This window comes from Serratia sp. N21D137 (assembly GCF_047530005.1).
Lineage (GTDB): Bacteria > Pseudomonadota > Gammaproteobacteria > Enterobacterales > Enterobacteriaceae > Chania > Chania fonticola_B.
The window spans coordinates 110426-133080 of the sequence record NZ_JBLJAJ010000010.1 but is presented as its reverse complement, the minus strand read 5'-3'; the positions used below and the strand labels follow the sequence as shown (position 1 = coordinate 133080).

Annotated in this window: 19 protein-coding genes and 1 riboswitch; of the genes, 11 read left to right on the top strand and 8 right to left on the bottom strand. The window is 55.9% G+C overall.

Annotation, left to right across the window (positions count from 1 at the left end):
• The first annotated feature begins 1 nt into the window (after position 1).
• Both ACMV5H_RS10770 and ACMV5H_RS10765 read left to right on the top strand, forming a co-directional pair.
• Positions 2–805 carry an electron transfer flavoprotein subunit beta/FixA family protein gene (locus tag ACMV5H_RS10770; protein WP_209523938.1) on the top strand — a complete coding sequence of 268 codons (804 nt, stop codon included), beginning with the start codon at positions 2–4 and terminating at the stop codon, positions 803–805.
• The gene (locus tag ACMV5H_RS10765; protein ID WP_414821814.1) at positions 802–1740 is read left to right on the top strand and encodes an electron transfer flavoprotein subunit alpha/FixB family protein; all 939 of its coding nucleotides are present in this window, start codon (positions 802–804) and stop codon (positions 1738–1740) included. The genes ACMV5H_RS10770 and ACMV5H_RS10765 overlap by 4 nt, the downstream gene beginning before the upstream one ends.
• Here the strand turns inward: ACMV5H_RS10765 and ACMV5H_RS10760 are convergent.
• A complete protein-coding gene (locus ACMV5H_RS10760; protein WP_059199039.1) occupies positions 1737–2009 on the bottom strand; it encodes a 4Fe-4S dicluster domain-containing protein in 273 nt (90 codons plus the stop codon). The two genes, ACMV5H_RS10765 and ACMV5H_RS10760, sit on opposite strands and share 4 nt — an antisense overlap.
• Positions 2006–3259, bottom strand: coding sequence for an FAD-dependent oxidoreductase (locus ACMV5H_RS10755; RefSeq protein WP_414821813.1), 1254 nt, complete (start codon positions 3257–3259; stop codon positions 2006–2008). Before ACMV5H_RS10755 ends, ACMV5H_RS10760 begins: the two co-directional genes overlap by 4 nt.
• Positions 3260–3579: 320 nt before the next feature.
• Between ACMV5H_RS10755 and ACMV5H_RS10750 the strand changes: the two genes are divergently transcribed.
• Complete coding sequence (locus ACMV5H_RS10750; protein WP_094982851.1) at positions 3580–5229, top strand: Na/Pi cotransporter family protein; 1650 nt, start codon at positions 3580–3582, stop codon at positions 5227–5229.
• A gap of 66 nt (positions 5230–5295) precedes the next feature.
• On the opposite strand, the gene panS is transcribed toward ACMV5H_RS10750, so the two are convergent.
• Positions 5296–6216 (bottom strand): ketopantoate/pantoate/pantothenate transporter PanS, encoded by a 921-nt coding sequence (gene panS, locus ACMV5H_RS10745; RefSeq protein WP_414821812.1) that lies wholly within the window; start codon positions 6214–6216, stop codon positions 5296–5298.
• A 247-nt stretch (positions 6217–6463) separates the two neighbouring features.
• Positions 6464–7831 (bottom strand): lysine-sensitive aspartokinase 3, encoded by a 1368-nt coding sequence (gene lysC / locus ACMV5H_RS10740; protein ID WP_414821811.1) that lies wholly within the window; start codon positions 7829–7831, stop codon positions 6464–6466.
• A gap of 110 nt (positions 7832–7941) precedes the next feature.
• A riboswitch (Lysine riboswitch) is annotated at positions 7942–8135 on the bottom strand.
• A 337-nt stretch (positions 8136–8472) separates the two neighbouring features.
• Between lysC and pgi the strand changes: the two genes are divergently transcribed.
• A complete protein-coding gene (pgi, locus tag ACMV5H_RS10735) occupies positions 8473–10119 on the top strand; it encodes a glucose-6-phosphate isomerase (RefSeq protein ID WP_059199036.1) in 1647 nt (548 codons plus the stop codon).
• A 62-nt stretch (positions 10120–10181) separates the two neighbouring features.
• Here the strand turns inward: pgi and ACMV5H_RS10730 are convergent, their stop codons facing one another.
• Positions 10182–11618 carry a capsule assembly Wzi family protein gene (locus tag ACMV5H_RS10730; RefSeq protein WP_223498557.1) on the bottom strand — a complete coding sequence of 479 codons (1437 nt, stop codon included), beginning with the start codon at positions 11616–11618 and terminating at the stop codon, positions 10182–10184.
• A 224-nt stretch (positions 11619–11842) separates the two neighbouring features.
• Between ACMV5H_RS10730 and psiE the strand changes: the two genes are divergently transcribed.
• Complete coding sequence (gene psiE, locus ACMV5H_RS10725; RefSeq protein WP_021180827.1) at positions 11843–12250, top strand: phosphate-starvation-inducible protein PsiE; 408 nt, start codon at positions 11843–11845, stop codon at positions 12248–12250.
• Between the two features lie 88 nt (positions 12251–12338).
• On the opposite strand, the gene malG is transcribed toward psiE, so the two are convergent.
• The 3 genes from malG to malE form a co-directional block, all read right to left on the bottom strand.
• Entirely contained in the window at positions 12339–13229 is an 891-nt protein-coding gene (gene malG, locus ACMV5H_RS10720; protein ID WP_021180826.1) for a maltose ABC transporter permease MalG, read from the bottom strand.
• A gap of 12 nt (positions 13230–13241) precedes the next feature.
• The gene (gene malF / locus ACMV5H_RS10715) at positions 13242–14816 is read right to left on the bottom strand and encodes a maltose ABC transporter permease MalF (protein WP_115159949.1); all 1575 of its coding nucleotides are present in this window, start codon (positions 14814–14816) and stop codon (positions 13242–13244) included.
• 93 nt (positions 14817–14909) lie between these two features.
• Complete coding sequence (gene malE, locus ACMV5H_RS10710) at positions 14910–16106, bottom strand: maltose/maltodextrin ABC transporter substrate-binding protein MalE (protein WP_021180824.1); 1197 nt, start codon at positions 16104–16106, stop codon at positions 14910–14912.
• A 354-nt stretch (positions 16107–16460) separates the two neighbouring features.
• Here malE and ACMV5H_RS10705 point away from each other — a divergent pair, with 354 nt between their 5' ends.
• From ACMV5H_RS10705 to ubiA, 6 genes are all read left to right on the top strand, one after another.
• Positions 16461–17435: an alpha-amylase family glycosyl hydrolase gene (locus tag ACMV5H_RS10705; protein WP_414821810.1), complete on the top strand. Its 975-nt coding sequence runs from the start codon at positions 16461–16463 to the stop codon at positions 17433–17435.
• Positions 17428–18543 carry a maltose/maltodextrin ABC transporter ATP-binding protein MalK gene (malK, locus tag ACMV5H_RS10700; RefSeq protein ID WP_059199032.1) on the top strand — a complete coding sequence of 372 codons (1116 nt, stop codon included), beginning with the start codon at positions 17428–17430 and terminating at the stop codon, positions 18541–18543. Before ACMV5H_RS10705 ends, malK begins: the two co-directional genes overlap by 8 nt.
• Positions 18544–18572: 29 nt before the next feature.
• On the top strand, positions 18573–19868 hold the full coding sequence (locus ACMV5H_RS10695) for a maltoporin (RefSeq protein ID WP_141234374.1): 1296 nt from the start codon (positions 18573–18575) through the stop codon (positions 19866–19868).
• 112 nt (positions 19869–19980) lie between these two features.
• Positions 19981–20883: a maltose operon protein MalM gene (malM, locus tag ACMV5H_RS10690; protein WP_094982846.1), complete on the top strand. Its 903-nt coding sequence runs from the start codon at positions 19981–19983 to the stop codon at positions 20881–20883.
• 300 nt (positions 20884–21183) lie between these two features.
• Entirely contained in the window at positions 21184–21705 is a 522-nt protein-coding gene (gene ubiC / locus ACMV5H_RS10685) for a chorismate lyase (protein ID WP_414821809.1), read from the top strand.
• Positions 21706–21722: 17 nt separating this feature from the next.
• Positions 21723–22589: a 4-hydroxybenzoate octaprenyltransferase gene (ubiA, locus tag ACMV5H_RS10680; protein ID WP_414821808.1), complete on the top strand. Its 867-nt coding sequence runs from the start codon at positions 21723–21725 to the stop codon at positions 22587–22589.
• Positions 22590–22655 lie beyond the last annotated feature (66 nt).

Here is a 22655-nt window from a genome sequence, read left to right as displayed (position 1 = left end):
GATGAATCTGCTGTTGGCGATTAAGGTCGCACCGGATCTGGGCATGTTGGCAAAAAGCGATTGGCAACCCGATGGGCGGTTGCAGATTGATACCCACTTTGCCCGACGTCTGTTAAGCGGCTATGACGAAAGTGCGGCGGAAATGGCGCTGATGCTGCGTGATGAGAGGGAACTTAATCTGAGCGTCGTGACGGTGGCCGATGCTATGGCCGAACCGGCGCTGAAGCAACTGATGGCGCTGGAATACCAGCAGGCGGTACGCATTGAACCTCCTGCAGAGTGGGATCTACGTTTTAACCCTGCAACGGTTGCCGCCCTGATCGCGGCCTATCAGCAGCATATGGGATCCCAACAGGTGATCGTCATGGGCGCGCAAAGCCTGGAAGGGCAAAATAGCCAAACGCCTTTGCTGTTGGCAGAGCGCCTTGGCTGGCCTTGTATCACCGGCGTTTGCCAATTAGCTGCGGCAGAAGAAGTGGGGGCCTTAAGGGTTACCCGGCAAACCGCTTACGGGCAGGAGGTGATGACGGTGATGCCTCCTTTGGTGCTGGTGGTGGGGAACTCGCAACAGGCGAGTGCATTACGTGTTCCTACGTTGCAGCAGAAGCTGGCGGCGGGTAAACGGCAGATCCAACGTCTGTCACCTGCCGAGCTGGCGATGACCGAACAGCTTGCCGGTGATGTGCGGCTGTGTGGTTTAAGCTATCTGGAGCATCGTCGCGCCGGGATAGTGATTGAGGGGGACAGCGTGGAGCAGAAAGTGCAGCGGTTGTGCCGGGATTATCTCGGTGAAAGGTGGCCATGATGAATATTGCACTGATATTGGATGCAGATGCCCCTAACTTTGCTACGCAGGCCAGTCAGATTAATCAGTTCTTGCGGCTGAGCGAGCTTACTGCAGAGAGCCTGGAGCTGTGGTTATTCAGCAACGGGGTACCGCAGAGTCTGCCACGCCTGGACGGTGAGGTAGCACAAATACGTTGGGTTAGCGCTCCCCGGCTGGCAGAGACGCGATTAGCGGTATTGGAGCAGATGCGGCAAGCTTTCACACCCCGATTACTGCTGTTTGCTGGAGATGAAGGCGGCGAGTTGGCCACGCGACTGGCCTGCCGGAGTGGTGGTTCTGCCTGTTGTGCGGTAGAACAGGCACAAATTAACGGCAGCGAATGCCGGGTAACCAAAGCCGTCTATGGCAACCATCTCACCGCCGAGCTGGCGATGATGCGGGAGCCTTGGTGCCTGGGCGTGGCCCGCAGCGGAGCGGTAAGCATGGAAATAGTGCCAGGCCCGGTGGCAGCCGAACGCTTTGAGCCAGCCAATATACCTGATGCCGAGTGGATACTGGCTTCGGCGTGTTCACCACAGCCCGCAGCGTCACCGCTGAGCCAGGCGCGCTTCGTGCTGGCCATCGGGGAAGGGGTTGGCAGTGCCCAGCAGGTTGTCCAGATGCAACAGTTAGCTACCAACATGGGCGCAGAGTTGGCCGCCAGTAGGCCGGTAGTGATGAACGCCTGGTGCGAGATGGATCGCTTACTGGGCATGTCCGGTGCCATCATTGCCCCAGAGGTGTGTATTGCTGCCGGGATTTCCGGTGCTCCGGCGTTCGCCATCGGTATTCGCCATAGCAAGCTGATTGTGGCGATCAACCAGGATCCACAGGCGGCTATTTTTGCCCAGGCAGACGTAGGGATTGTTGGGGACATGCACGAGGTGCTAGAGGCTCTGGCCCACGCCCTTTAACCGAAGCGGAACTCAATCCCGTTGCCTGCCTGCGGATAGCGCCAACGGGTAATGGTTTCTTCCCCACACAGCAGGCGGCAGGTGCCGCATTCCAGGCAACCCTGTACGTCGAAACGCAGGCTGCCGTCCGGCTGGAACTGGTACAGCCCGGCGGGGCAGGCGATCACCAAACGCATCAGCATCGTCCGATCCTGTGCATCGGCCAGGATGATGTGTGGATTGGCGTGATCCCCCTGATAATGGTTGTGGCTGAGATCGGGCTGGTTCATAGGCTGCGCATTCCATTGACGGTATCTTTCAGTAATTGCTTCAGGCCGATGCGGCGCGCGTGGCGCCATAGTAGCTTGCGCAACGGCGTAGGGGCATTTCCATTGACCTCAAACATCTCTTGCAGCACGTCGGCAGCCAACTGCGGGTAACGGCTAAACCAATGGGGCGACTGCAACATCATCTCCGGCAGACGCCGATACTGCTGGATCAGCGCCCAGAGCGAACTTTGTTGTAACCGCAGGGGGTAATGCTGCAACTCTTGCCCGGCAATCAAGGTTTCCGCTGCCGCCTGTGCCGATAGCATCGCCAGATCCATACCCCGCACGGTATGCCCGGTATTAATACATAACCTCGCGGCATCGCCGACCAGCAGATAGCCAGGACCAAACAGCGGTGGCATGCTTTCCACCCCGCCTTCGGGGATCAGATGGGCGCTGTATTCCCGTAACTCGGTATTTTTCAGCAATGGCCGCACGGCAGGGTGTTGTTTGAACTGTTGCAACATCTGCGGCAGGGCGATTTTACTCTCAGTGAGGCTGGAAAGATTACATACTACGCCGAGCGACAGGCTATCGCGGTTGGTGTACAGGAAACCACCGCCGACTTTCCCCTGCGTGGGCTGGCCAGCGAACAGCCAGGCGCAACCTTGGTTATCCTCCAGTGCGAAACGATCTTCCAACCGCTCGCGCGGCAGTGCCAACACCTCTTTCACGCCGATCGCCATCGTTGCTGCTGGTGGCTTTGGCTGCAATCCGGCATGCTCACCAAGCAGCGTATTGGCCCCTTCTGCCAGGATCACCGTATTGGCGTATAACGCTTCACCCGCCGCCATAACGCCGACCACCCGGCCTTGCTGCACGATCAGCTCATCGACCAAGGCACCGGTCAGGCATTGTGCCCCGGCGGCTTCCGCCTGTGCCATCAGCCAGGGATCGAAACGGGCGCGCAGCAGGCTGTAGGAACAGGGCAAGGTATGGCGATAATCTAGCGTCACCGCGCTATTGCCGCTCACCATTGAGAGCCTTTCCTGGGTGATCTGGCGTTCCAGAGGGGCGGTAGCGGCAAAATTTGGCAGCAGATTGGTCAAAACATGGGTGTATAACCTGCCACCGCTAACGTTTTTACTGCCCGCCTGAGTACCCCGTTCCAGTAACAAAGTATTGATGCCCGCGCGTGCCAACAACAGCGCCGCGGTGCAGCCCGCAACGCCGCTGCCAACGATAATGGCTGCAAAACCAGGATGTTCCATCAGCTCTGTTTACCAAGGGTTGAAGTGTGACGATTAGAATAACACTCGTGTGCCAGAGTTCATTGATATTGCACAGTTTTTGCGCGCCCGTGGCCGATTTTCACCCGAGGGAAGCCAAATTAGGCTACAATTGGAAACTGTTATATTCCGGGTAGTTGCATGATTTCGCTGTTGCATTGATTGATAATGCATGGTGCGCTCTCCCTCTAGAGTATTCCTTCTTGATAGCAATAAGCGATTTGCCGCTGTCCTGCTTAACTGGCGTCTGGCAGGCGGGATAGCCTGTGGTGCCTGCCGGGCGTCAATGGAGCGAGCCTTCCGTGTTGACCCTTCTTAATCTGCTTTCCGCCATTGCGATGCTGGTGTGGGGAACCCATATCGTCCGGACCGGCATCATGCGGGTCTATGGTGCCAATCTGCGCCAGGTTCTGAGCAGCAGCATAGAGAAAAAGCCGCTGGCCTTTGTGGCAGGGATCGGTGTAACCGCGTTGGTGCAAAGCAGCAATGCGACGGCGTTGCTGGTTTCTTCTTTTGTGGCGCAAGGGCTGGTGGGCCTTGGGCCTGCGCTGGTGATTATGCTGGGGGCCGATGTTGGCACGGCGATCATGGCGCGGGTGCTGACGTTCAATCTCTCCTGGCTTTCGCCGCTGCTGATTTTTGTCGGCGTGATTTTATTCCTCAGCCGTAAGCAAACCCGCGTAGGCCAGATGGGGCGCGTCGCCATTGGTCTTGGCCTGATTGTATTGGCGCTGGAACTGATTGTGGCCGCCGCTACGCCGATCACTCAGGGCTATGGCGTCAAAGTGATCTTCTCGTCGCTGACCGGCGATGTCATGCTTGATGCGTTGATCGGCGCCCTGTTTGCCATTATCAGTTATTCCAGCCTGGCAGCTGTACTGTTGACCGCGACGTTGACAGCCTCGGGAGTGATTTCTCTACAGGTGGCGCTGTGCCTGGTGATTGGTGCCAACCTGGGCAGCGGCCTGTTGGTGATGTTGAACACCAGCGGCCAGAATGCCGCAGGCCGTCGCGTGGCGCTGGGTAGCCTGTTGTTCAAACTGCTGGGTAGTGCGCTGGTGCTGCCGTTTGTTTCCCTGATTGCGCACGGCATTGAGCGGTTGCCTGGTAATACAGAAGAGTTGGTGATCTATTTCCACATGTTCTACAACCTGGTGCGTTGTCTGCTACAGGTGCCGTTGTCAGGGCCGATGGCGCGCCTGTGCGAAACGTGGATTGTCGATGCTCCGACAGAGGATCCCCGTTTGCGGCCACGCCACCTCGACGTCAGCGCGCTGGATACGCCAAGTTTGGCACTGGCCAATGCGGCGCGGGAAACCCTGCGGATGGGGGATGTGATAGAGCATATGATGATCCTGCACCACGAGGTATTGCATGGTAAGCGCATCCAGGCCAAAGAAGTTCGTCGTCTGGACGATGACGTTCACGTGCTATACACCGCGATCAAACTTTACCTGGCGCAGATCCAGAAGGAAGACCTGGGAGAGGCGGATTCGCGCCGCTGGGCGGAGATCATCGAAATGGCCCTCAACCTGGAGCAGGCTGGCGACATCATCGAACGTATGGCTAGTGATGTGGCGGATCAATCGCATGGCGCGCGCAGTTCGTTCTCCGCCGAAGGTCTGGCTGAACTGGACCAATTGCATGAAAAGTTGACTGACAATCTGCGCCTTAGCCTATCGGTATTCCTCTCTGGGGATATCACCAGCGCCAAGCGGTTACGCCGTTCCAAACACCGTTTCCGTATTCTGGATCGTCGCTATGCCCATGCGCACGTCGATCGTCTGCATCAGCAAAACGTGCAAAGTATTGAAACCAGTTCGCTGCACCTGGCCCTGTTGGGGGATATGAAGCGGCTTAACTCGCTGTTCTGCGCGGTTGCTTATAACGCGCTGGATCAAGATGAGAAAGATGACGACCGTGATTGGGAGGAAAGCCCTAGAACGCCGTAATGAATGAAGAACAATACCTGCGTAGGGGCGCTGCACATGCCGCGCCCCTTATGAACCTATTTGCTGTTAATCCACTTTCTTGATCGGGTGGCCAGACCAATAGCCTGCCAGCAGTGAACCGGACAGATTGTGCCAAACCGAGAACAGCGCACCCGGTAGTGCGGCCAGCGGTGAGAAGTAAATCTTGCCCAGCGTTGCCGCCAGACCGGAGTTTTGCATACCGACTTCAATAGCCAGCGTACGGCAGGTAGATTCGTCGAAGCCGAGCATTTTTCCTCCCCAGTAGCCCCCGAGCAGCCCGATCCCGTTGTGCAGGATCACCGCAATAATCACCACAAACCCGACCGAAGCAATATGGCTCTGGCTACCCGCGACCACCGCACTGATGATAGCCACAATACACACCATCGACAGGGCTGGCAGATAGGGCTCAACCCGCTTGACGGTTTTGGTAAAGCTGTGGTGGACGATCAGGCCCAGCCCAATAGGGATCACCACGATCTGCAGAATGCTGAATAACATCCCCATGATATCCACGCTGATCTCGGCATCGACATACAGGCGTGTCAGCAACGGTGTGGCAAAGACACCAACCAGAGTCGAAACGGCGGAAATAGTCACCGACAGGGCAACATCGCCTTTAGCCAGATAGATCATCACGTTGGAGGCAGTGCCGCTGGCTACGCTGCCAACGAGTACCATACCGGCGGAGAGATCCGGCGGCATACGGAACAGCATCGCCAGCAGCCAGGCGGCCAGCGGCATAATCAGGTAATGCAGGAAGATCCCCGCCGCTACCGGGCCGGGGCGCGACAGCACGCGCTTGAAGTCATCCAGGCGCAGGGTGACGCCCATGGCAAACATGATCAGCATCAGCAGCGTACTGACGTAAGGGCTGATACCGGCAAAGGTCGACGGGGTGTAATAGGCCGCAATAGACAGCAGCACGGCCCATAATGGGAATAAGCGTGTGATTTTTGCCAGCATGAGAGAGGTTATCCTTTGCCAATATTGAACGGGTGTGGTGGTGGGCCCAGTTTGCTGAGCCTCTGTAGATTCAGTTAAGGCCAATCAATTTCCCTTCACCCCAGCCTTCTCCCGATATGGCGTCCAGGGATGCCTATTGAACTGTGGTGGGGAGAGGGGGCGAGTCCGGAGCTACAGGTAGGTACAGATATTAACCTGTGGCACGTTCAGTCCCCTCTCCCTGTGGGAGAGGGTTAGGGTGAGGGGCTTACTCAAACAGATTGTGATGCAGCGTTTGTACCACGCGCTCCGCATCATCACCCGGTACCAGGAAGCACAGGTTATAGCTGCTGGCTCCGTAACAGATCATGCGGATATTGAACGGATCCAGCACGCCGAACACCTCTTTACCGACGCCGCAAGCTTGGGAGAGCTTGTTGCCGATCAGGGCGACCAGCGCCAGATTTTCTTCCACTTCTACCCGGCACAGCGAGGACAATTCGGTAAGTAGGGAGGTGGTTAACAGACTGCCGCCGGTGGTGGTGGAACCGGTGGTATCCATGGTTAATGCCACGCTGACTTCGGAAGTGGTGATCAGATCGACCGAGATATTATGCCGGGCCAGAATGTTGAACACTGCGGCCAGGAAGCCGCGTGCATGCAACATGTTCAGGCTGTGCAGCGTCAGTAGGGTTTGCTTGCGACGTAAGGCCAGCGCGCGGAACAGCGGCGGGTTTTCCGTGGTATTGCACACCAGCGTGCCACCCGCGGCAGGATCTTTGCTTGAGCCGACGAAGACCGGGATGTTGCTGCGCACGGCAGGTAGCAGAGTGGCCGGGTGCAGCACTTTGGCACCGAAGGTGGCCATTTCCGCCGCCTCTTCAAAGGCAATTTTATCGATACGTTTGGCGGCAGACACCACGCGTGGGTCGGTGGTATAAATACCCGGAACATCAGTCCAGATATCCACGCGGCTGACGTTTAACGCTTCACCCAGCAGGGCCGCAGTAAAGTCACTGCCGCCACGGCCCAGCGTAGTGGTGCGGCCTTTGGGTTCGCAGCCGATAAAGCCCTGGGTGATCACCAACGCCTGTTGCAGGCGCGGCTTCAATAGGGTTTGAGCCAACTCGGTCAGCGCAGCGCTATCCGGTACGGCGCGGCCGAAATGGTCGTCGGTACGCATCACTTTACGCACATCGAACCATTCTGCCTGAACCTTACGGTCGCGCAGAATTTCTACAAACAGCAGGGTCGACATCAGTTCGCCATGGCTGACCAGTTCATCGGTCAGTGCGGCAGAAGTGGCCAGCGCAGCGGCTTCCGACAGCGTGGTGATATTTCCCAGCATGCGGTCGATTTCTTCGCGGATCACCATCGGGTTATCGAGGCGATCGAGAATGGCGTATTGAATGCGGCGGATTTCGGCCAGCTGTTCGTAGCGCTTGTCGGCGTCGCAACCCTCAGCCAGGGCTACCAACAGGTTGGTGATACCGGCAGAGGCGGACAAAACCACCAGGCGAACTTCAGGATTAGAAAGTACCACGTCGGCGCTGCGGTTCATCGCTTCGAAATCGGCCACGCTGGTGCCGCCGAATTTGGCTACTACGGTTGCGTTTTGGGGTGCTGCTTGAGTCATGTAAAACCTCGTGTCAGGGACGCCATTCAAATTGGCATTTAATTTCCATAAGCCTTGGCACAAGGGAAGAGCGGTAAACAGGGAGCAGGCGTAGAGGTTGAGGCTACGATACACCCAGAAGCGCCCCACCTTGCTGACTGCTCATACGGAGCAGCCCATGGTGACAACTCAGGGGATTCAGCCCCTGTAGCCGACGTGATGATTGCCGTAAGCATCTCGCCTCGGCGTCGCTCCCCCTCCTGTGCCGTCATCGGATAATGGCTCCTCTGACACTCTACCTGGGCGACGCGCCTCTTCTGGCTTGCACAATGGATATGCAAGTAGGCTGTTAGGAATAACGGGTTTATTGGCTACTGTCAACGGGTAGACGCTGAGGGATTTTCATCTGCGCTCTGGAAGAAGCAGAGCGACCGAATATTGCGGACTGCGCATGAAGAGAAAAGCATGATGAGAAGGACGTTTCAGCGTCGTGATAACAGGCTGTTAGGTGAAATATCAGCAGATTGTTGTGGAAAGGTAAAAATGGAGTGCGGCGGCCTGAGAGTTAACGCCTATCGCAAGAAAAGAGATCATAATCACAGTCGAACAGGCTACAATCGGTCCATTACCTCATATTCATTCTCAAGCATAAGAGCGCCGCTATGAAAAATATCAATCCTAGTCAAACCGCTGCTTGGCAAGCCCTGCAGCAACATTTCGAACAAATCAAAGACGTCCAGATCCGTGACCTGTTTGCTCAGGATAGTGAGCGTTTCTCCAAGTTCTCTGCCACTTTCAACGATCAGATGCTGGTGGATTACTCCAAAAACCGCATCACCGCAGAAACCCTGGAGAAGCTGCAGGCACTGGCGAAAGAAACCGACCTGCAAAGCGCGATCAAATCGATGTTCTCCGGTGAGAAAATCAACCGTACTGAAGATCGCGCCGTGCTGCATGTTGCCCTGCGTAACCGCAGTAACACGCCAATCATTGTTGATGGCAAGGACGTGATGCCGGAAGTCAATGCGGTGCTGGCGAAGATGAAACAGTTCTGCGACCGTGTCATCGGTGGTGACTGGAAAGGTTATACCGGTAAACCGATTACCGACGTGGTCAACATCGGCATCGGCGGCTCAGACCTCGGCCCTTATATGGCAACCGAAGCGCTACGCCCGTATAAAAACCACCTGAACATGCACTTTGTTTCCAACGTAGACGGCACCCATATTGCCGAAACGCTAAAACCGTTGGATCCGGCGACGACCCTGTTCCTGGTGGCGTCTAAAACCTTCACGACCCAGGAAACCATGACTAACGCCCTCAGCGCGCGCGACTGGTTCCTGAGCACTGCTGGCGATCAGCAGCACGTCGCGAAACACTTCGCCGCGCTGTCTACCAATGGTAAAGCGGTAGCCGAGTTTGGTATCGACACTGACAATATGTTCGAATTCTGGGACTGGGTGGGTGGCCGTTACTCTCTGTGGTCGGCAATCGGCCTGTCTATCGCGCTGTCTCTGGGCTTTGAAAACTTCGAGCAGCTGCTGAGCGGCGCGCATGAGATGGACAAACACTTTGCCCAGACGCCTGCTGAGCAAAACCTGCCGGTGCTGTTGGCGCTGATCGGTATCTGGTACAACAATTTCTTCGGCGCAGAAACCGAAGCGATCCTGCCGTACGACCAGTATATGCACCGTTTTGCCGCTTATTTCCAACAGGGCAACATGGAGTCAAACGGCAAATACGTTGACCGTAACGGCAACCCGGTAGATTACCAGACCGGCCCGATTATCTGGGGTGAACCAGGCACCAACGGCCAACATGCGTTCTATCAACTGATCCATCAGGGGACCAAACTGGTGCCTTGTGACTTTATCGCTCCGGCCATCAGCCATAATCCACTGAGCGACCACCACGCGAAACTGCTGTCGAACTTCTTCGCACAGACGGAAGCGCTGGCGTTTGGCAAGTCACTGGACGTGGTTGAGGAAGAGTTCGCCGCACAGGGTAAAACGCCGGAAGAGGTCAAGCACGTTGCTCCATTCAAAGTGTTTGAAGGCAACCGTCCAACCAACTCCATCCTGCTGCGCGAAATCACTCCGTTCAGCCTGGGTAGCCTGATTGCCCTGTACGAGCACAAGATCTTCACCCAAGGCGCGATCCTCAACATCTTCACCTTCGACCAATGGGGCGTAGAGCTGGGTAAACAGCTGGCTAACCGTATTCTGCCGGAACTGGCGGGTAAAGAAGCGGTGACCAGCCACGACACCTCAACCAACGGCTTGATCAATCGCTTTAAAGCCTGGCGTTAAGTTGCTCTGAATTGCAGCCAATAAAAAACCCGCCGCGGCGGGTTTTTTGACATCTGCAGGGATTACAGATTGATCGGTACTGCCAGGCTGACACCGGCACCCACGTCATCGGCGGTGCTGTTGTTGTTATCGGTGTACCACAGGCTGGTATCAAATTTCACTTGTGAAGCGAAGTTATAACCCCAACCCAACTGAATGCCTTTCAGCGTGTCAGATTTCGGGAATGCCTGGTTAATGCTCTGGTTCAGCGGGTTCACCTTGGCATACACCAGGCGAGTGCTCCAGCGCTGGCCATCGTCCAGCACCAGCTCGACACGGCCGGACAGCATTTGCCCGTCACCGCCCATAGCGTGACCCAGCGGGTAACCCTGCTGGTAGTAGCCGTCTTTATAGGTATGATGTGTATAAACATAACCCTTACGGCTCATATCGGCGCGAGTATCAGCCCCTTCGATATACCAGTTGATAACGGTTGGGCCCCACTCTGGGTGACCTTCCAGGCCGAGCAGGTAGGTGTTTTGTGATGGCAGGTAGCCGGCCTCATCTTCCCCCACCAACTGGCCATACAGGCTGACCGGCATACCGATCAATGGCTGCATTTTCAGCTTGAAGTCGAAACCGGCAAGCTGGTTGCCCGGATCGTTACCTTGGCCGGAGTCGTCGTTATCGCGGCCAGCAAAGGCGTCCCAGAATGAGCTGAAGGACTGCGGACGACCATCGCCACCCCACTGCATAATGCGTGAGGCACCCAGTTCCAGGAAGTCGGTTGGCATCATGGTCAGACGGCCACCGATCAGTTTGGTGTTAGGTACTGCGGTATATTGTGACAGTTGACCTGCGGTGATCTGATATTGCCAACGACCAATCCAGGACAGCCAAGGCGTTTCAAACGGGGATTGATCGGCACGTTGCAACATAAAGCCAGCCACCGGGCGTGCCGCGTCGGAACGGATCAGGCTGCCGTCATAGCCAGGGCCCCACCATTGAGAGACCTCACCGAATGACAGCCACTGGTTCCACACTTTGATGGCACCGTATGAGCCGTTCAGGTTGAATTTGGAACCATCAGAGACGCGCTGATCGCCTTCCACGGCACCTTGCAGGCGCACGTCCCAGAACTCACCGTTGGCACCGGCGCCGATGGTCAGGCTGCTGTCGGCATAGTGACTTTGGCCGAAGCCCTGCGGCGTGCCCGGTTTGTCGGTAGAGGTATAACCGGTGACGGTAATATTGGCTTTTAAGTCACCCACCCGGCGTTGTACGCGGTCAATGACGGTTTTTTCTGTGTTGGTCACCGGCTTGGCTTGCGCCAGCACCGAGTTGATCTCTTCCTGACTTAGCGGCCAGGTAGACAGGCTGACGTTAATCACACCGCGATCGGATAACCAGGCGAGGTCATTGCGCAGATCGTTATCAGGAGTCACCAGTCCGCCGGCGTAGCTGGCAAACGAACAGGTGAAAAGGCCTGCCGCGACCAGTGCGTGGAGTTTAGCTCGCATGAAAGTTCCTTTCTAGATTACGGGAATTTGGAGGCATAATGCCTGAGATTACGCCCATGATAGAGGACATTTCAATTTGCTACAAATATATACAAGCGTAATCAATTCACATAACTGATTGAAAATAGGGTGATTCGCCTGAAGATAAACCCTCAGGGCAACTTTAGGAAAAAGCCCATTAGGCATTTTCTGCACTAATAACTGGCCGAACGACGGGAGAAGTCATGGCAAAAACATCACGATCATTGATGATCGCCAAAGGGTTACAGCGGGTACTGAACGTAGGGTTGCTGCTGTTGGCGGCGATTCTGGTAGTTTTTTTGGTCAAAGAAACCTTTCATTTGGCGAAAGTATTATTCGTCAGCAACGAGGAGTCTTCTTCGTATCAGCTGATTGAAGGGATTGTGATTTATTTCCTCTACTTCGAATTTATCGCCTTGATTGTTAAATACTTTGAGTCGGGTTATCACTTCCCGCTACGCTACTTTATCTATATTGGCATTACCGCGATTATTCGTTTGATCATCGTTGATCATGAAAACCCTTTCGACACGCTGGTGTATTCCGGCGCCATATTATTACTGGTAGTGACCTTGTATCTGGCCAACACCGATCGGCTGAAGCGGGAGTAAAAATAAAAATGGCGGCCCAGCGAAGGCCGCCAAAGACACAGTTCATAGAGAGAAGCAAAGTACATCAAACGTATTGCAGTGGCATAAATTAACCTTTCACCCCTCCCGCCGTCAGGCCACCGACCAACCAGCGCTGTGCCAGCAGGAATACGGCGGTGATCGGAATGGCGGACAGCACAGCGGCGGCGGCAAAGTCACCCCACAGGTAGTTCTGTGGATTGAGGTATTGCTGCATACCCACGGCCAGCGTGTAGCTGTTCACGTCACGTAACAACAGTGAAGCCACTGGCACCTCGGTGATCGCCGCGATAAACGACAGAATAAACACCACCGCCAGGATCGGAACTGAAAGGGGCAGCAGCACCAGGCGGAACGCTTGCCAAGGCGTGGCTCCGTCCAGGGCGGCGGCTTCTTCCAACGAGTTATCGATGGTTTCGAAGTAGCCTTTAATGGTCCAGACGTGCAGCGCAATACCGCCCATATAGGCGAATATCACACCGCCATGGGTATTGAGGCCGATAAACGGAATGTACTGCCCCAGGCGATCGAACAGGGCGTACAGCGCGACCAAAGACAGCACCGCCGGGAACATCTGGAAGATCAGCATGCTTTTCAGCAGGGTGCTTTTGCCACGAAAACGCATACGGGCAAAGGCGTAGGCACAGGTGGTAGAGAGCGTCACTATTCCCACGGCGGTGATTGCCGCGACCTTAACCGAGTTCCACAGCCATAACAGCACTGGGAAAGGCGGTGGGGTGATACTGCCATCCGCCTGGGTGACGCTCATCCCCAGCGCCAGCCGCCAGTGGTCCCAGGAGATCTGATCCGGGATCAGACTGCCGGTGGCAAAGTTACCGGAGCGTAGCGAAATCGCCACTACCATCAGCAACGGGAACATGATCAGGGCAATAAAGCTCAGCATCAGAATATGGGTGATCCACAGGCGTACGCGCTGGGATTTGGGTTGCACCATGGCCATTGTCGTTCTCCCTTAGTCAAAGTTCATCTTGCTGGCTTTCAGGTTCAGGATCGCCAGTGCGCCAACCAACAGGAAAATCAGCGTGGCAATGGCCGCCGCCAGCCCGAAGTCCTGACCCCCACCGCCTTCAAACGCGATGCGATAGGTGTAGCTCACCAACAGATCGGTATAGCCGGCCGGTGTGGTGGTGCCGATCATGTCTGGCCCGCCGCGGGTCAGCAGTTGGATCAGCACGAAGTTGTTAAAGTTGAAGGCAAAGCTGGCAATCATCAGCGGCGTCAACGGCTTGATCAGCAATGGCAGGGTGATACGGAAGAAATTCTGCATCGGGCTGGCGCCGTCCATTGCCGAGGCTTCATACAGATCGTCGGGAATGGCTTTCAGCAGGCCCATGCACAGGATCATCATGTACGGATAACCCAGCCAGGTATTGACGACCAGGATCATGCTTTTGGCGGTGAGCGGATCGGTAAACCAGGCCGGTTTAATGCCGAACAGCGCGTTGAGCATCAGGTTGATTTCACCGAAGCTCTGGTTAAATAACCCTTTGAAAATCAGAATGGAAATAAACGAAGGCACCGCGTAAGGCAGGATCAGCAACACCCGATACACCGCTTTGCCTTTCAGCGCCTCCCACTGCACCACGCAGGCCAGCACCATGCCTACGGCCACGGTGAGGATCACGGTCATCACCGAGAAAATAATGGTCCAGACAAAGATGGAGATAAACGGCTTCTGGATGCCTTCATCGTTGAGCACCCGTAAGAAGTTTTTCCAGCCGATGGTGACGGTATAACCCGGGCTGAGGGTGTCGGTGGCCCAATTACCCTCGGCGTTGATGGCCTGATAAAAACCGATATCCGGGTTAGGGCGATACTGTACCTGTGTCTGGTTATCGGTCAGCGTGCCGTCTTTGCCTAGCGTGTATAACGGGCTGGTGCCGGAGAACTGGCGCAGGGAACTCATGCGCAGCTCGCCACCTTCCGGCAGGATGGCGACAAGCTGGCTCAGCGTCTGGCGATTCTGGGTGATCACGCGCAGCGTAGCACGCTCACCGGTAGGCTCTGCACTTTCTACCGCCAATTTCAATGTTTGTGGCTCGGTGGCGTTGAGGCTGAACGGTTCGGAAATCAGTAACTGGCCGCTGTCCGGATGAGTTAATTGCAGACGCCACTGTTGGTTTTCTGCCGGATACAGCCCAAAGGTGAAGGTTTTACCGGTCTGGAACTGGCGTTGCATCAATACCGACTGAGCGCGTTCAAAGGTCAGTTGGTTGGTGCTGCTGTAGTTGGTAAAGGCGATAGCGATGGTACAGATCAGCGGGAACAGGACGAACAGCCCCATCCCGGCGACGCCTGGATAGACATAGCGCCAGGCATAGGCACGGCGGTTGGCAAACACGTAGAGCCCGGCACTGACCAGCACCAGCGTCAGGATGGCGAACAGATATTCTCCCTGTGCATACATCACCACAATCAGATAGCAGGTCACCAGGCTGAACAGGCCGACAATCAGCCATTTCAGTAGGTCACTTTGCCACCACTTCGATTTTTTTCGCGCGGGTGTTCCGGCGTGAGCAAGTTGCATAGGGCTTTCCTTTCAGGTGTTACCGCGAGAGGCCAACGGCCTCTCACACAGCAGGGCAAAGGCGGGCATCACAGCCCGCCAATGGCCAGGGTATTACTTGGTGATACGGGTATGAGCATCTTCCAGTGCGGCTTTCACCGTCTGGCGGCCAGTGATGGCGTTGATCACGGCGCTACGCATCGCATACCAGAAGGTACTCATCTGCGGGATGTTTGGCATGATTTCGCCGTTTTGCGAGTTCTGCATGGTGGCGGCAATCTTCGGATCTTTTGCCAACTGTTCCTGGAACGATTTCAGCGCCACGGCACCCAACGGTTTGTCTTTGTTAACGTCAGCCAGGCCCTGATCGGTGATCAGGTAGTTCTCCAGGAACTCGGTCGCCAGCTCTTTGTTCGGGCTGGCGGCGTTGATGCCCGCGGTCAGCACGCCAACGAACGGCTTGGACGGCTTGCCCTGGAAGGTTGGCAGCAGCGTGACGCCATAGTTGATTTTGCTTTGCTCGATGTTGGTCCAGGCCCAAGGCCCGTTGATGGTCATCGCCGTCTGGCCCTTGTTGAAAGCGGCTTCGGCAATCGAGTAATCGGTATCGGCGTTGATGTGCTTGTTCTTCACCAGATCGACGATGAACTGCAGGCCAGCCTGTGAACCGGCGTTGGCTACGCCCACGTCTTTGATGTTGTATTTGCCATCTTCAAACTTGAAGGCATAACCGCCATTGGCGGCAATGACTGGCCAGGTGAAGTAGGGTTCTTGCAGGTTCCACATGATGGCGCTTTTGCCTTTGGCGCGCAGCTCTTTATCCAACGCCGGGATCTCTTCCCAGGTTTTTGGCGCTTCTTTGATCAGGTCTTTGTTATAAATCAGCGACAGGGCTTCCACCGCGATCGGGTAACCGATCAGCTTGCCGTCAAAGCGTACCGCATCCCAGGTGAACGGATAGATTTTTTCCTGGAAGGCTTTGGAAGGGTGGATTTCTGCCAACAGGCCCGATTGCGCGTAGCCCCCGAAACGGTCGTGAGCCCAGAAGATGATGTCCGGACCGTCACCGGTAGCGGCAACCTGCGGGAACTTCTCTTCCAGTTTGTCCGGATGTTCAATGGTCACTTTGATACCGGTGTCTTTCTCAAACTTTTTACCCACCTCGGCCAGGCCGTTATAGCCTTTATCGCCGTTGATCCAGATAACCAGTTTGCCTTCTTCTATTTTGGCGAAAGCGGAGGAGGAGAGCACCAGCGTTGTTAATGCTGAAAGCGCAAGCCGGCGTACGGTTGTTGTCATTGTGCGATTCATAAATCCAATCCTTCTGTGGGGACTGCGGTAAGGAGAGCGGTTACGCGCTAATAGTGGGTCACAACCCGCTGTGTTCTCATCCTCCCCCCGTCTACGCCCCATGCCTGAGTAGTGTGATCCAGCTAGCAAACCGCCCTATTCTGTGGTGTCGGACACGAAAAGACAGGGCTATTTTTGCAAGGAAGATCACAGATTTGCCTTATGCCGGGAACTTTCGCCGCGCATCGTCGTTCTCTCATCCTCCCATCTCCTCCCCCATGAAAAATCCTGTTACGGATGATTACCCCTTCTTGCCGTTACCCCACTATTGGCAACATTGATTTTTACCGCCTAACGCTGCAGGAACCCGGACCTATGTCACCAGTGCGTACCGCCACTCACCCCACGCTGTACCGGATCCATCCGGTCAGTTTCCGCGATGGAAACGGCGATGGTGTGGGCGACATGCACGGCATGATGGCGGCGCTGCCCTATCTGAAAGCACTGGCGGTGGACGGGCTGTTATTGCCGCAGGCGTTATCGCCAGAGGCTGGAGCGGAAGTCGCCGGGCACGGGCTGGCACTTTGGCACAGTGAAGGCTCTCAGCGTATCTGCCGCAGTGCCGTTCCCGAACAGCACTATGTCCGCAGCGCGTTGGCGCTGGAAGTGGTGCCGTTCAGCTGCGAAAAGCTGGTGGAGGTGTTGCATACCCATCGTCACCAACTGGGCGAAAAAGTCTGGAGCACCGGCGAAATCGATCAGCCGCGAGTGGTCAGCCATTGGGGGCAAGGCGATCTGCGTTCTGCACAGGCTTTCCTGACCCTGTTGGCATTACTGCCCGCACCTATCTGCTTGTATCAGGGCGAAGAGCTGGGCTTGCCACACGCGGCGGATCTGCAAGAACCGCAGGGGGCACAAACCCCGATGCCTTGGCATGAAGCGCCGGAGCAGGTCACCGCAGGAGAGATCCATTGGTATCAACAGGTGGCGATAGAACACCGTGCGCTGGCCATCAGCCGCCAGCAACACGACCACCATTCAACCTTACGTTACTGCCAGGCCCTGTTGGCTCTGCGTCAGCACCCGGTGATCCAATGTGGTGTTCTGAACCAGATCAGCCAGGAAAATGGCGTTATTCGCTTACTTATTACCCATCAGGATCAATGCCTTGAAGCGCTGATCAACCTACAGCCTTATACTCAGCCGGCTGCACCGGCTGAGGCGACCAAGCCTATGGCATGGCAGTACGGTGCGCAGCAAGAGGGTCATCAATGGGTCTTGGCGGGCTTCGGTTCCGCCATCTTCACACGAAATGTTAACTGCGAAAGCAGGGGAGTAACGCATGGCTAGTGTCACACTGCGCAGCGTTTATAAGGCCTTCGGCGAGGTCGTGATTTCCAAAGACGTCAATCTGACTATCGATGACGGCGAGTTTGTGGTGTTTGTCGGGCCATCCGGCTGCGGTAAATCAACGCTGCTGCGCATGATCGCCGGGCTTGAGGATATTACCTCTGGCGATCTGTTCATCGGTGAGAAACGGATGAATGAGGTGCCGCCTTCCGAGCGCGGTATCGGCATGGTGTTCCAGTCTTACGCGCTGTATCCGCATCTGTCCGTGGCCGACAACATGTCGTTTGGCCTGAAGCTGGCCGGGGCTAAAAAAGCGGAAATCAATCAGCGGGTTAATCAGGTGTCTGAAGTGCTGCAATTAGCGCATTTGCTGGACCGACGCCCAAAAGCCCTGTCCGGTGGGCAGCGTCAGCGTGTGGCGATTGGCCGTACGCTGGTGGCTGAGCCGGATGTGTTCCTGCTGGACGAACCGCTTTCCAACCTGGATGCCGCACTGCGGGTGCAGATGCGCATTGAGATCTCACGTCTGCACAAGCGGCTGCAGCGCACCATGATTTACGTCACTCACGATCAGGTCGAAGCGATGACGCTGGCCGACAAAATCGTGGTGCTGGACGCCGGGCGTGTAGCCCAGATCGGTAAGCCGCTGGAACTCTATCACTACCCGGCCAACCGCTTTGTCGCGGGCTTTATCGGCTCGCCAAAAATGAATTTCCTGCCGGTGAAAGTGACCGGTGTGGAAGCACTGCGGGTACAGATCGAACTGCCGATGCCCAATCGCCAATTGGTATGGCTGCCGGTTGAGGGAGAGGGCATTGAGGTTGGGGCCAACCTGTCGTTGGGGATCCGCCCAGAACATCTGTTACCGAGTTCCGAGTCTGAAGTGACATTGATGGGTGAAGTACAGGTGGTGGAGCAGCTCGGCAACGAGACGCAAATCCATATCCAAATTCCGGCAATTCGTCAAAACCTGGTTTACCGCCAGAACGACGTGGTGCTGGTAGAAGAAGGTGCAACATTCGCCATCGGCCTGCCGCCACACCGTTGCCACCTGTTCCGCGAGGACGGGACGGCGTGTAAACGGCTGCATCAGGAACCGGGTGTTTAAAGCATCAAGGTCTGTATAACAGGAGAATAATGATGACTACTCTGCGCAAACTTCCTCTGACTCTGGCTGTCGCCGCCGGTGTCTTATCCTCATCAGCGATGGCGGTGGATTTCCACGGCTACGCACGTTCCGGTATCGGTTGGACCGGGAGCGGCGGTGAGCAACAGTGTTTCCAGACCACCGGTGCCAGCAGTAAGTACCGTCTGGGTAACGAATGTGAAACCTATGCGGAACTGAAACTGGGCCAGGAAGTGTGGAAAGAGGGCGACAAGAGCTTCTACTTCGACACCAACGTGGCCTATTCCGTGTCGCAACAGTCTGATTGGGAATCGACCAATCCGGCCTTCCGTGAAGTGAACGTGCAGGGTAAAAACCTGATCGACGCGTTGCCAGGTGCCAACATGTGGGCCGGTAAGCGCTTCTATCAACGTCATGACGTCCATATGATCGACTTCTACTACTGGGACATCTCAGGTCCTGGTGCCGGTCTGGAAAATATCGACCTGGGCTTCGGCAAGCTGTCTGCTGCCGTGACCCGTAACACCGAATCCGGTGGTTCCTTAGGTTATATCGACAATCAACGTGACGAGCGTCCAACCGTCAACGATACCTACGACCTGCGTTTGGCTGGCCTTGAGCTGAATCCTGGCGGTACGTTGGAACTGGGTGTGGATTATGGCCGTGCCAATGAGCAAGACGGTTACCACCTGGTCGACGGGGCAAGCAAAGACGGTTGGATGTTTACCGCGGAACATACCCAGAGCATCCTGGGCGGCTTCAACAAATTCACGGTACAGTACGCCACCGATTCCATGACTGCGCAGAACAACGGCCGCAGCCAAGGTTCTTCCATTGATAACAACGGCAAGATGATCCGCGTGCTGGATCACGGTGCCATCGACTTCAACGATGATTGGGCAATGATGTATGTTGCCATGTATCAGGACGTTAACCGCGACAATGACAACGGCACCACCTGGTACACCGTGGGCGTGCGCCCAATGTACAAATGGACGCCAATCATGAGCACCTTGATGGAAGTTGGCTACGACAACGTGAAGTCTCAACGTACTGGCGATCGCAACGGCCAATACAAAGTCACCTTGGCACAACAGTGGCAAGCGGGTAACAGCATCTGGTCACGTCCGGCGATCCGTGTCTTCGCGACCTACGCCAACTGGGATGAGAAGTGGGGCTACGCAAACAACGATTCCGGTGCGGGCTACAACGCAGGTACGGCTTATAACGATACCAGCATGCATACCTTCAGCCGTGGTAAAGACAGCGAAGTCACCTTCGGTGCCCAGATGGAAATCTGGTGGTAATACTGGCTTGACGGGAGGGCGTCTGTACACCCTCCCTCTTACCGTTTAACCGGCAGTAGTGCGCTTGCCTGCCCGCTGCCGGGATACACGCTCAAAGCGAGAGGGTATAACAATGAAAAAAAATCTACTGTCACTCTGCCTGTCTCTGGCGTTGACCGTCGGCGCACCGCTGGCGACCTATGCCGATACTCCGGCCAACGTTTCTGTCGCACCGGCCATCAGTGCCACTACCCTGCAAAGTTTGCCTTGGCAGCCGTTGGTACCGCCGGTGACCCAGGATGTCCAACTCAATAATGTCAGCCCACAGATCAACCAAGGCCAGATCCAAGGAGCCGTTGCTGCATTTGCGCTGCCGGCCGATCGGGGATCGCTGGAAATCCAACTGAGCAGTCTGGCCAATAAAAACTCAATCTATGCCCCAAGCGTATTGGTGCTGGATGAACATATGCGCCCGGCGGCCTATTATCCGAGCAGCTATTTCGCTTACCAGCCACCGGGCGTGATGTCTGCCGATCGGTTGGAGGGCACATTGAAACTGACCCCTGCGCTGGGGCAAAAACAGATCTATCTGTTGGTGTACACCACCCAGCAGGATCTGGCTAAAACCACCATCCTGACCAACCCGGCCAAAGCCTACGCCCAAGGGGTGGGTAACGCGGTACCGGACATCCCGGATCCGATCGCCAGCCACAGCACTGGCGGCACGTTGAAGCTGAAGGTGACGGCAGAACAAGGGGCCAGCAACATCATGATTGGCATGCTGCAATCGGCTCCGGCAACGCCACCGGTCGTGGTGGGTGCCACCGCTCCGGCAGTTGCGGCTCCAGCACCGGTTGCCAGCGCACCGGCAGAACCGATGCTCAATGACACCGAGGCTTACTTCAATAACGGCATCAAACAGGCGGTCAAGGCGGGCGATATCGATAAGGCGCTGAAACTGATGAATGAGGCCGAAAAACTGGGTTCCACCACCGCTCGTGAAACGTTTATTGGCAGCGTGAAAGGCAAGGGGTAATCCCCCACGCTACCGATGCTGGCTTGATGATTGGTGCGTTTCGGCGCACCTTTTTTCATCTGCCCACCCGCGTTTCCCCACTGATACCGAGCAGAGGGGGACAGCGTGGCGCCAACAGTACGAACTCTCTCGCGTTATGACATCTTCCACTACGACAGCCTGCCGTTTACCCCCTGATAATGGGGGATGCGTTACGTCACGAATCTGCCTGCCGCTTTTGCATTTCTGCGTTACAATGGATTTCTGTTAACAGTTTGTATGGCTTGGCGCGGCACGCAGCCTCCGGCCTGGAGTAGCATAATGTCTGACATTAGGGAGCCTATCCTGCCGCCTATTGAGTGGCTGTCTGAACATTCCTCAATACCTGCCGCCGTTAGCGATTGGCTGATAGAGTTAGGTTCCATGACCCGCCGTTTTGAGCGCCATTGTGGCCGTGTGCAGGTAGAACCACAGCGTGAATGCTTCATCACTCGTGACCAGCTTGCCGAAGAGGCGGTTCATCTGCCACACAGCGAGCGCTATTGGCTGCGAGAGATCGTTTTACTGGGTGACGGCGAGCCTTGGCTGCTGGGGCGTACGGTGATCCCACAGGAAACACTGACCGGGCCGGATCTGGCACTGGTCGATCTGGGGACGTTGCCACTGGGCCGTTATCTGTTCAGCAGTGAAAGCCTGACTCGTGATTATATCCATGTTGGCCAGCAGAAGGATCTGTGGGCGCGGCGTTCTCGCCTCCGTCTGGCGGGAAAACCATTGTTACTGACGGAACTGTTTCTACCGGCCTCTCCACTGTATGCGGTGGAAAAGGGCACTCCGGCATAATTAGGGGAGAAAGAACTTTGGAAGGGAGCGTGATTCAAAGCAAATGGCAGGCCTATTGCCATCTGATGCGCATCGATAAGCCGATTGGCACGCTATTGTTGCTGTGGCCCACCCTGTGGGCATTGTGGTTGGCAGGGGGGGGAGTTCCTTCGCCGTCGGTATTGCTGGTATTTGTGCTTGGCGTTTTCCTGATGCGTGCTGCGGGTTGCGTGGTGAATGACTATGCCGATCGCGCTTTCGATGGGCATGTGAAACGCACCGCAGGCCGCCCGATGCCGAGCGGCCGCGTCAGCGAAAAAGAGGCCAAGATCCTGTTTGTCTCGCTGGTGCTGGTTTCCTTTGCGCTGGTGCTGACGTTGAATGTGATGACCATCTGGCTGTCGCTGGCGGCTCTGGCGCTGGCCTGGGTTTACCCGTTTATGAAGCGGGTGACCAATTTGCCTCAGGTGGTGCTGGGGGCGGCGTTTGGCTGGTCGATCCCGATGGCCTATGCCGCTGTCAGCGAGTCGCTGCCACTGAGCTGCTGGTTGCTGTTTCTGGCCAATATCTGCTGGACGGTGGCTTACGATACCTTGTATGCCATGGTCGATCGTGATGACGATGTGAAGATTGGGATCAAATCCACCGCGGTGCTGTTTGGCCGCCATGACAAGCTGATTGTCGGGCTGTTGCAGTTTGCTACGCTGTTACTGATGTTGTGGGTAGGTTATCTGATGCAGTTAGGGGGCGCGTTTTACTGGTCGCTGTTGCTGGCCGGGGCGTTGTTTATCCATCAGCAAAAGCAGGTGGCTGGCCGCGATCGCGATGCCTGCTTCCGTGCCTTCCTGAATAACAACTACGTCGGCTTGGTGTTGTTCATCGGTATTGCGCTTAGCTACGTGTGATTTGCCCAACGCAAAAAGTAAAAAGGCATCCATTAACGGATGCCTTTTTCGTGGTAACTGGCCTGC

What these genes read in the sequence shown, in the direction of transcription:
- malF (WP_115159949.1), bottom strand. Translation starts at nt 14,816, where the DNA reads ATGCAACTTGCTCACGCCGGAACACCCGCGCGAAAAAAATCGAAGTGG.
- panS (WP_414821812.1), bottom strand. Translation starts at nt 6,216, where the DNA reads ATGCTGGCAAAAATCACACGCTTATTCCCATTATGGGCCGTGCTGCTG.
- malG (WP_021180826.1), bottom strand. Translation starts at nt 13,229, where the DNA reads ATGGCCATGGTGCAACCCAAATCCCAGCGCGTACGCCTGTGGATCACC.
- ACMV5H_RS10770 (WP_209523938.1), top strand. Translation starts at nt 2, where the DNA reads ATGAATCTGCTGTTGGCGATTAAGGTCGCACCGGATCTGGGCATGTTG.
- ACMV5H_RS10705 (WP_414821810.1), top strand. Translation starts at nt 16,461, where the DNA reads ATGTCACCAGTGCGTACCGCCACTCACCCCACGCTGTACCGGATCCAT.
- ACMV5H_RS10730 (WP_223498557.1), bottom strand. Translation starts at nt 11,618, where the DNA reads ATGCGAGCTAAACTCCACGCACTGGTCGCGGCAGGCCTTTTCACCTGT.
- ACMV5H_RS10760 (WP_059199039.1), bottom strand. Translation starts at nt 2,009, where the DNA reads ATGAACCAGCCCGATCTCAGCCACAACCATTATCAGGGGGATCACGCC.
- psiE (WP_021180827.1), top strand. Translation starts at nt 11,843, where the DNA reads ATGGCAAAAACATCACGATCATTGATGATCGCCAAAGGGTTACAGCGG.
- ACMV5H_RS10755 (WP_414821813.1), bottom strand. Translation starts at nt 3,259, where the DNA reads ATGGAACATCCTGGTTTTGCAGCCATTATCGTTGGCAGCGGCGTTGCG.
- pgi (WP_059199036.1), top strand. Translation starts at nt 8,473, where the DNA reads ATGAAAAATATCAATCCTAGTCAAACCGCTGCTTGGCAAGCCCTGCAG.
- ACMV5H_RS10765 (WP_414821814.1), top strand. Translation starts at nt 802, where the DNA reads ATGATGAATATTGCACTGATATTGGATGCAGATGCCCCTAACTTTGCT.
- malE (WP_021180824.1), bottom strand. Translation starts at nt 16,106, where the DNA reads ATGAATCGCACAATGACAACAACCGTACGCCGGCTTGCGCTTTCAGCA.
- malM (WP_094982846.1), top strand. Translation starts at nt 19,981, where the DNA reads ATGAAAAAAAATCTACTGTCACTCTGCCTGTCTCTGGCGTTGACCGTC.
- lysC (WP_414821811.1), bottom strand. Translation starts at nt 7,831, where the DNA reads ATGACTCAAGCAGCACCCCAAAACGCAACCGTAGTAGCCAAATTCGGC.
- ubiC (WP_414821809.1), top strand. Translation starts at nt 21,184, where the DNA reads ATGTCTGACATTAGGGAGCCTATCCTGCCGCCTATTGAGTGGCTGTCT.
- ACMV5H_RS10695 (WP_141234374.1), top strand. Translation starts at nt 18,573, where the DNA reads ATGATGACTACTCTGCGCAAACTTCCTCTGACTCTGGCTGTCGCCGCC.
- malK (WP_059199032.1), top strand. Translation starts at nt 17,428, where the DNA reads ATGGCTAGTGTCACACTGCGCAGCGTTTATAAGGCCTTCGGCGAGGTC.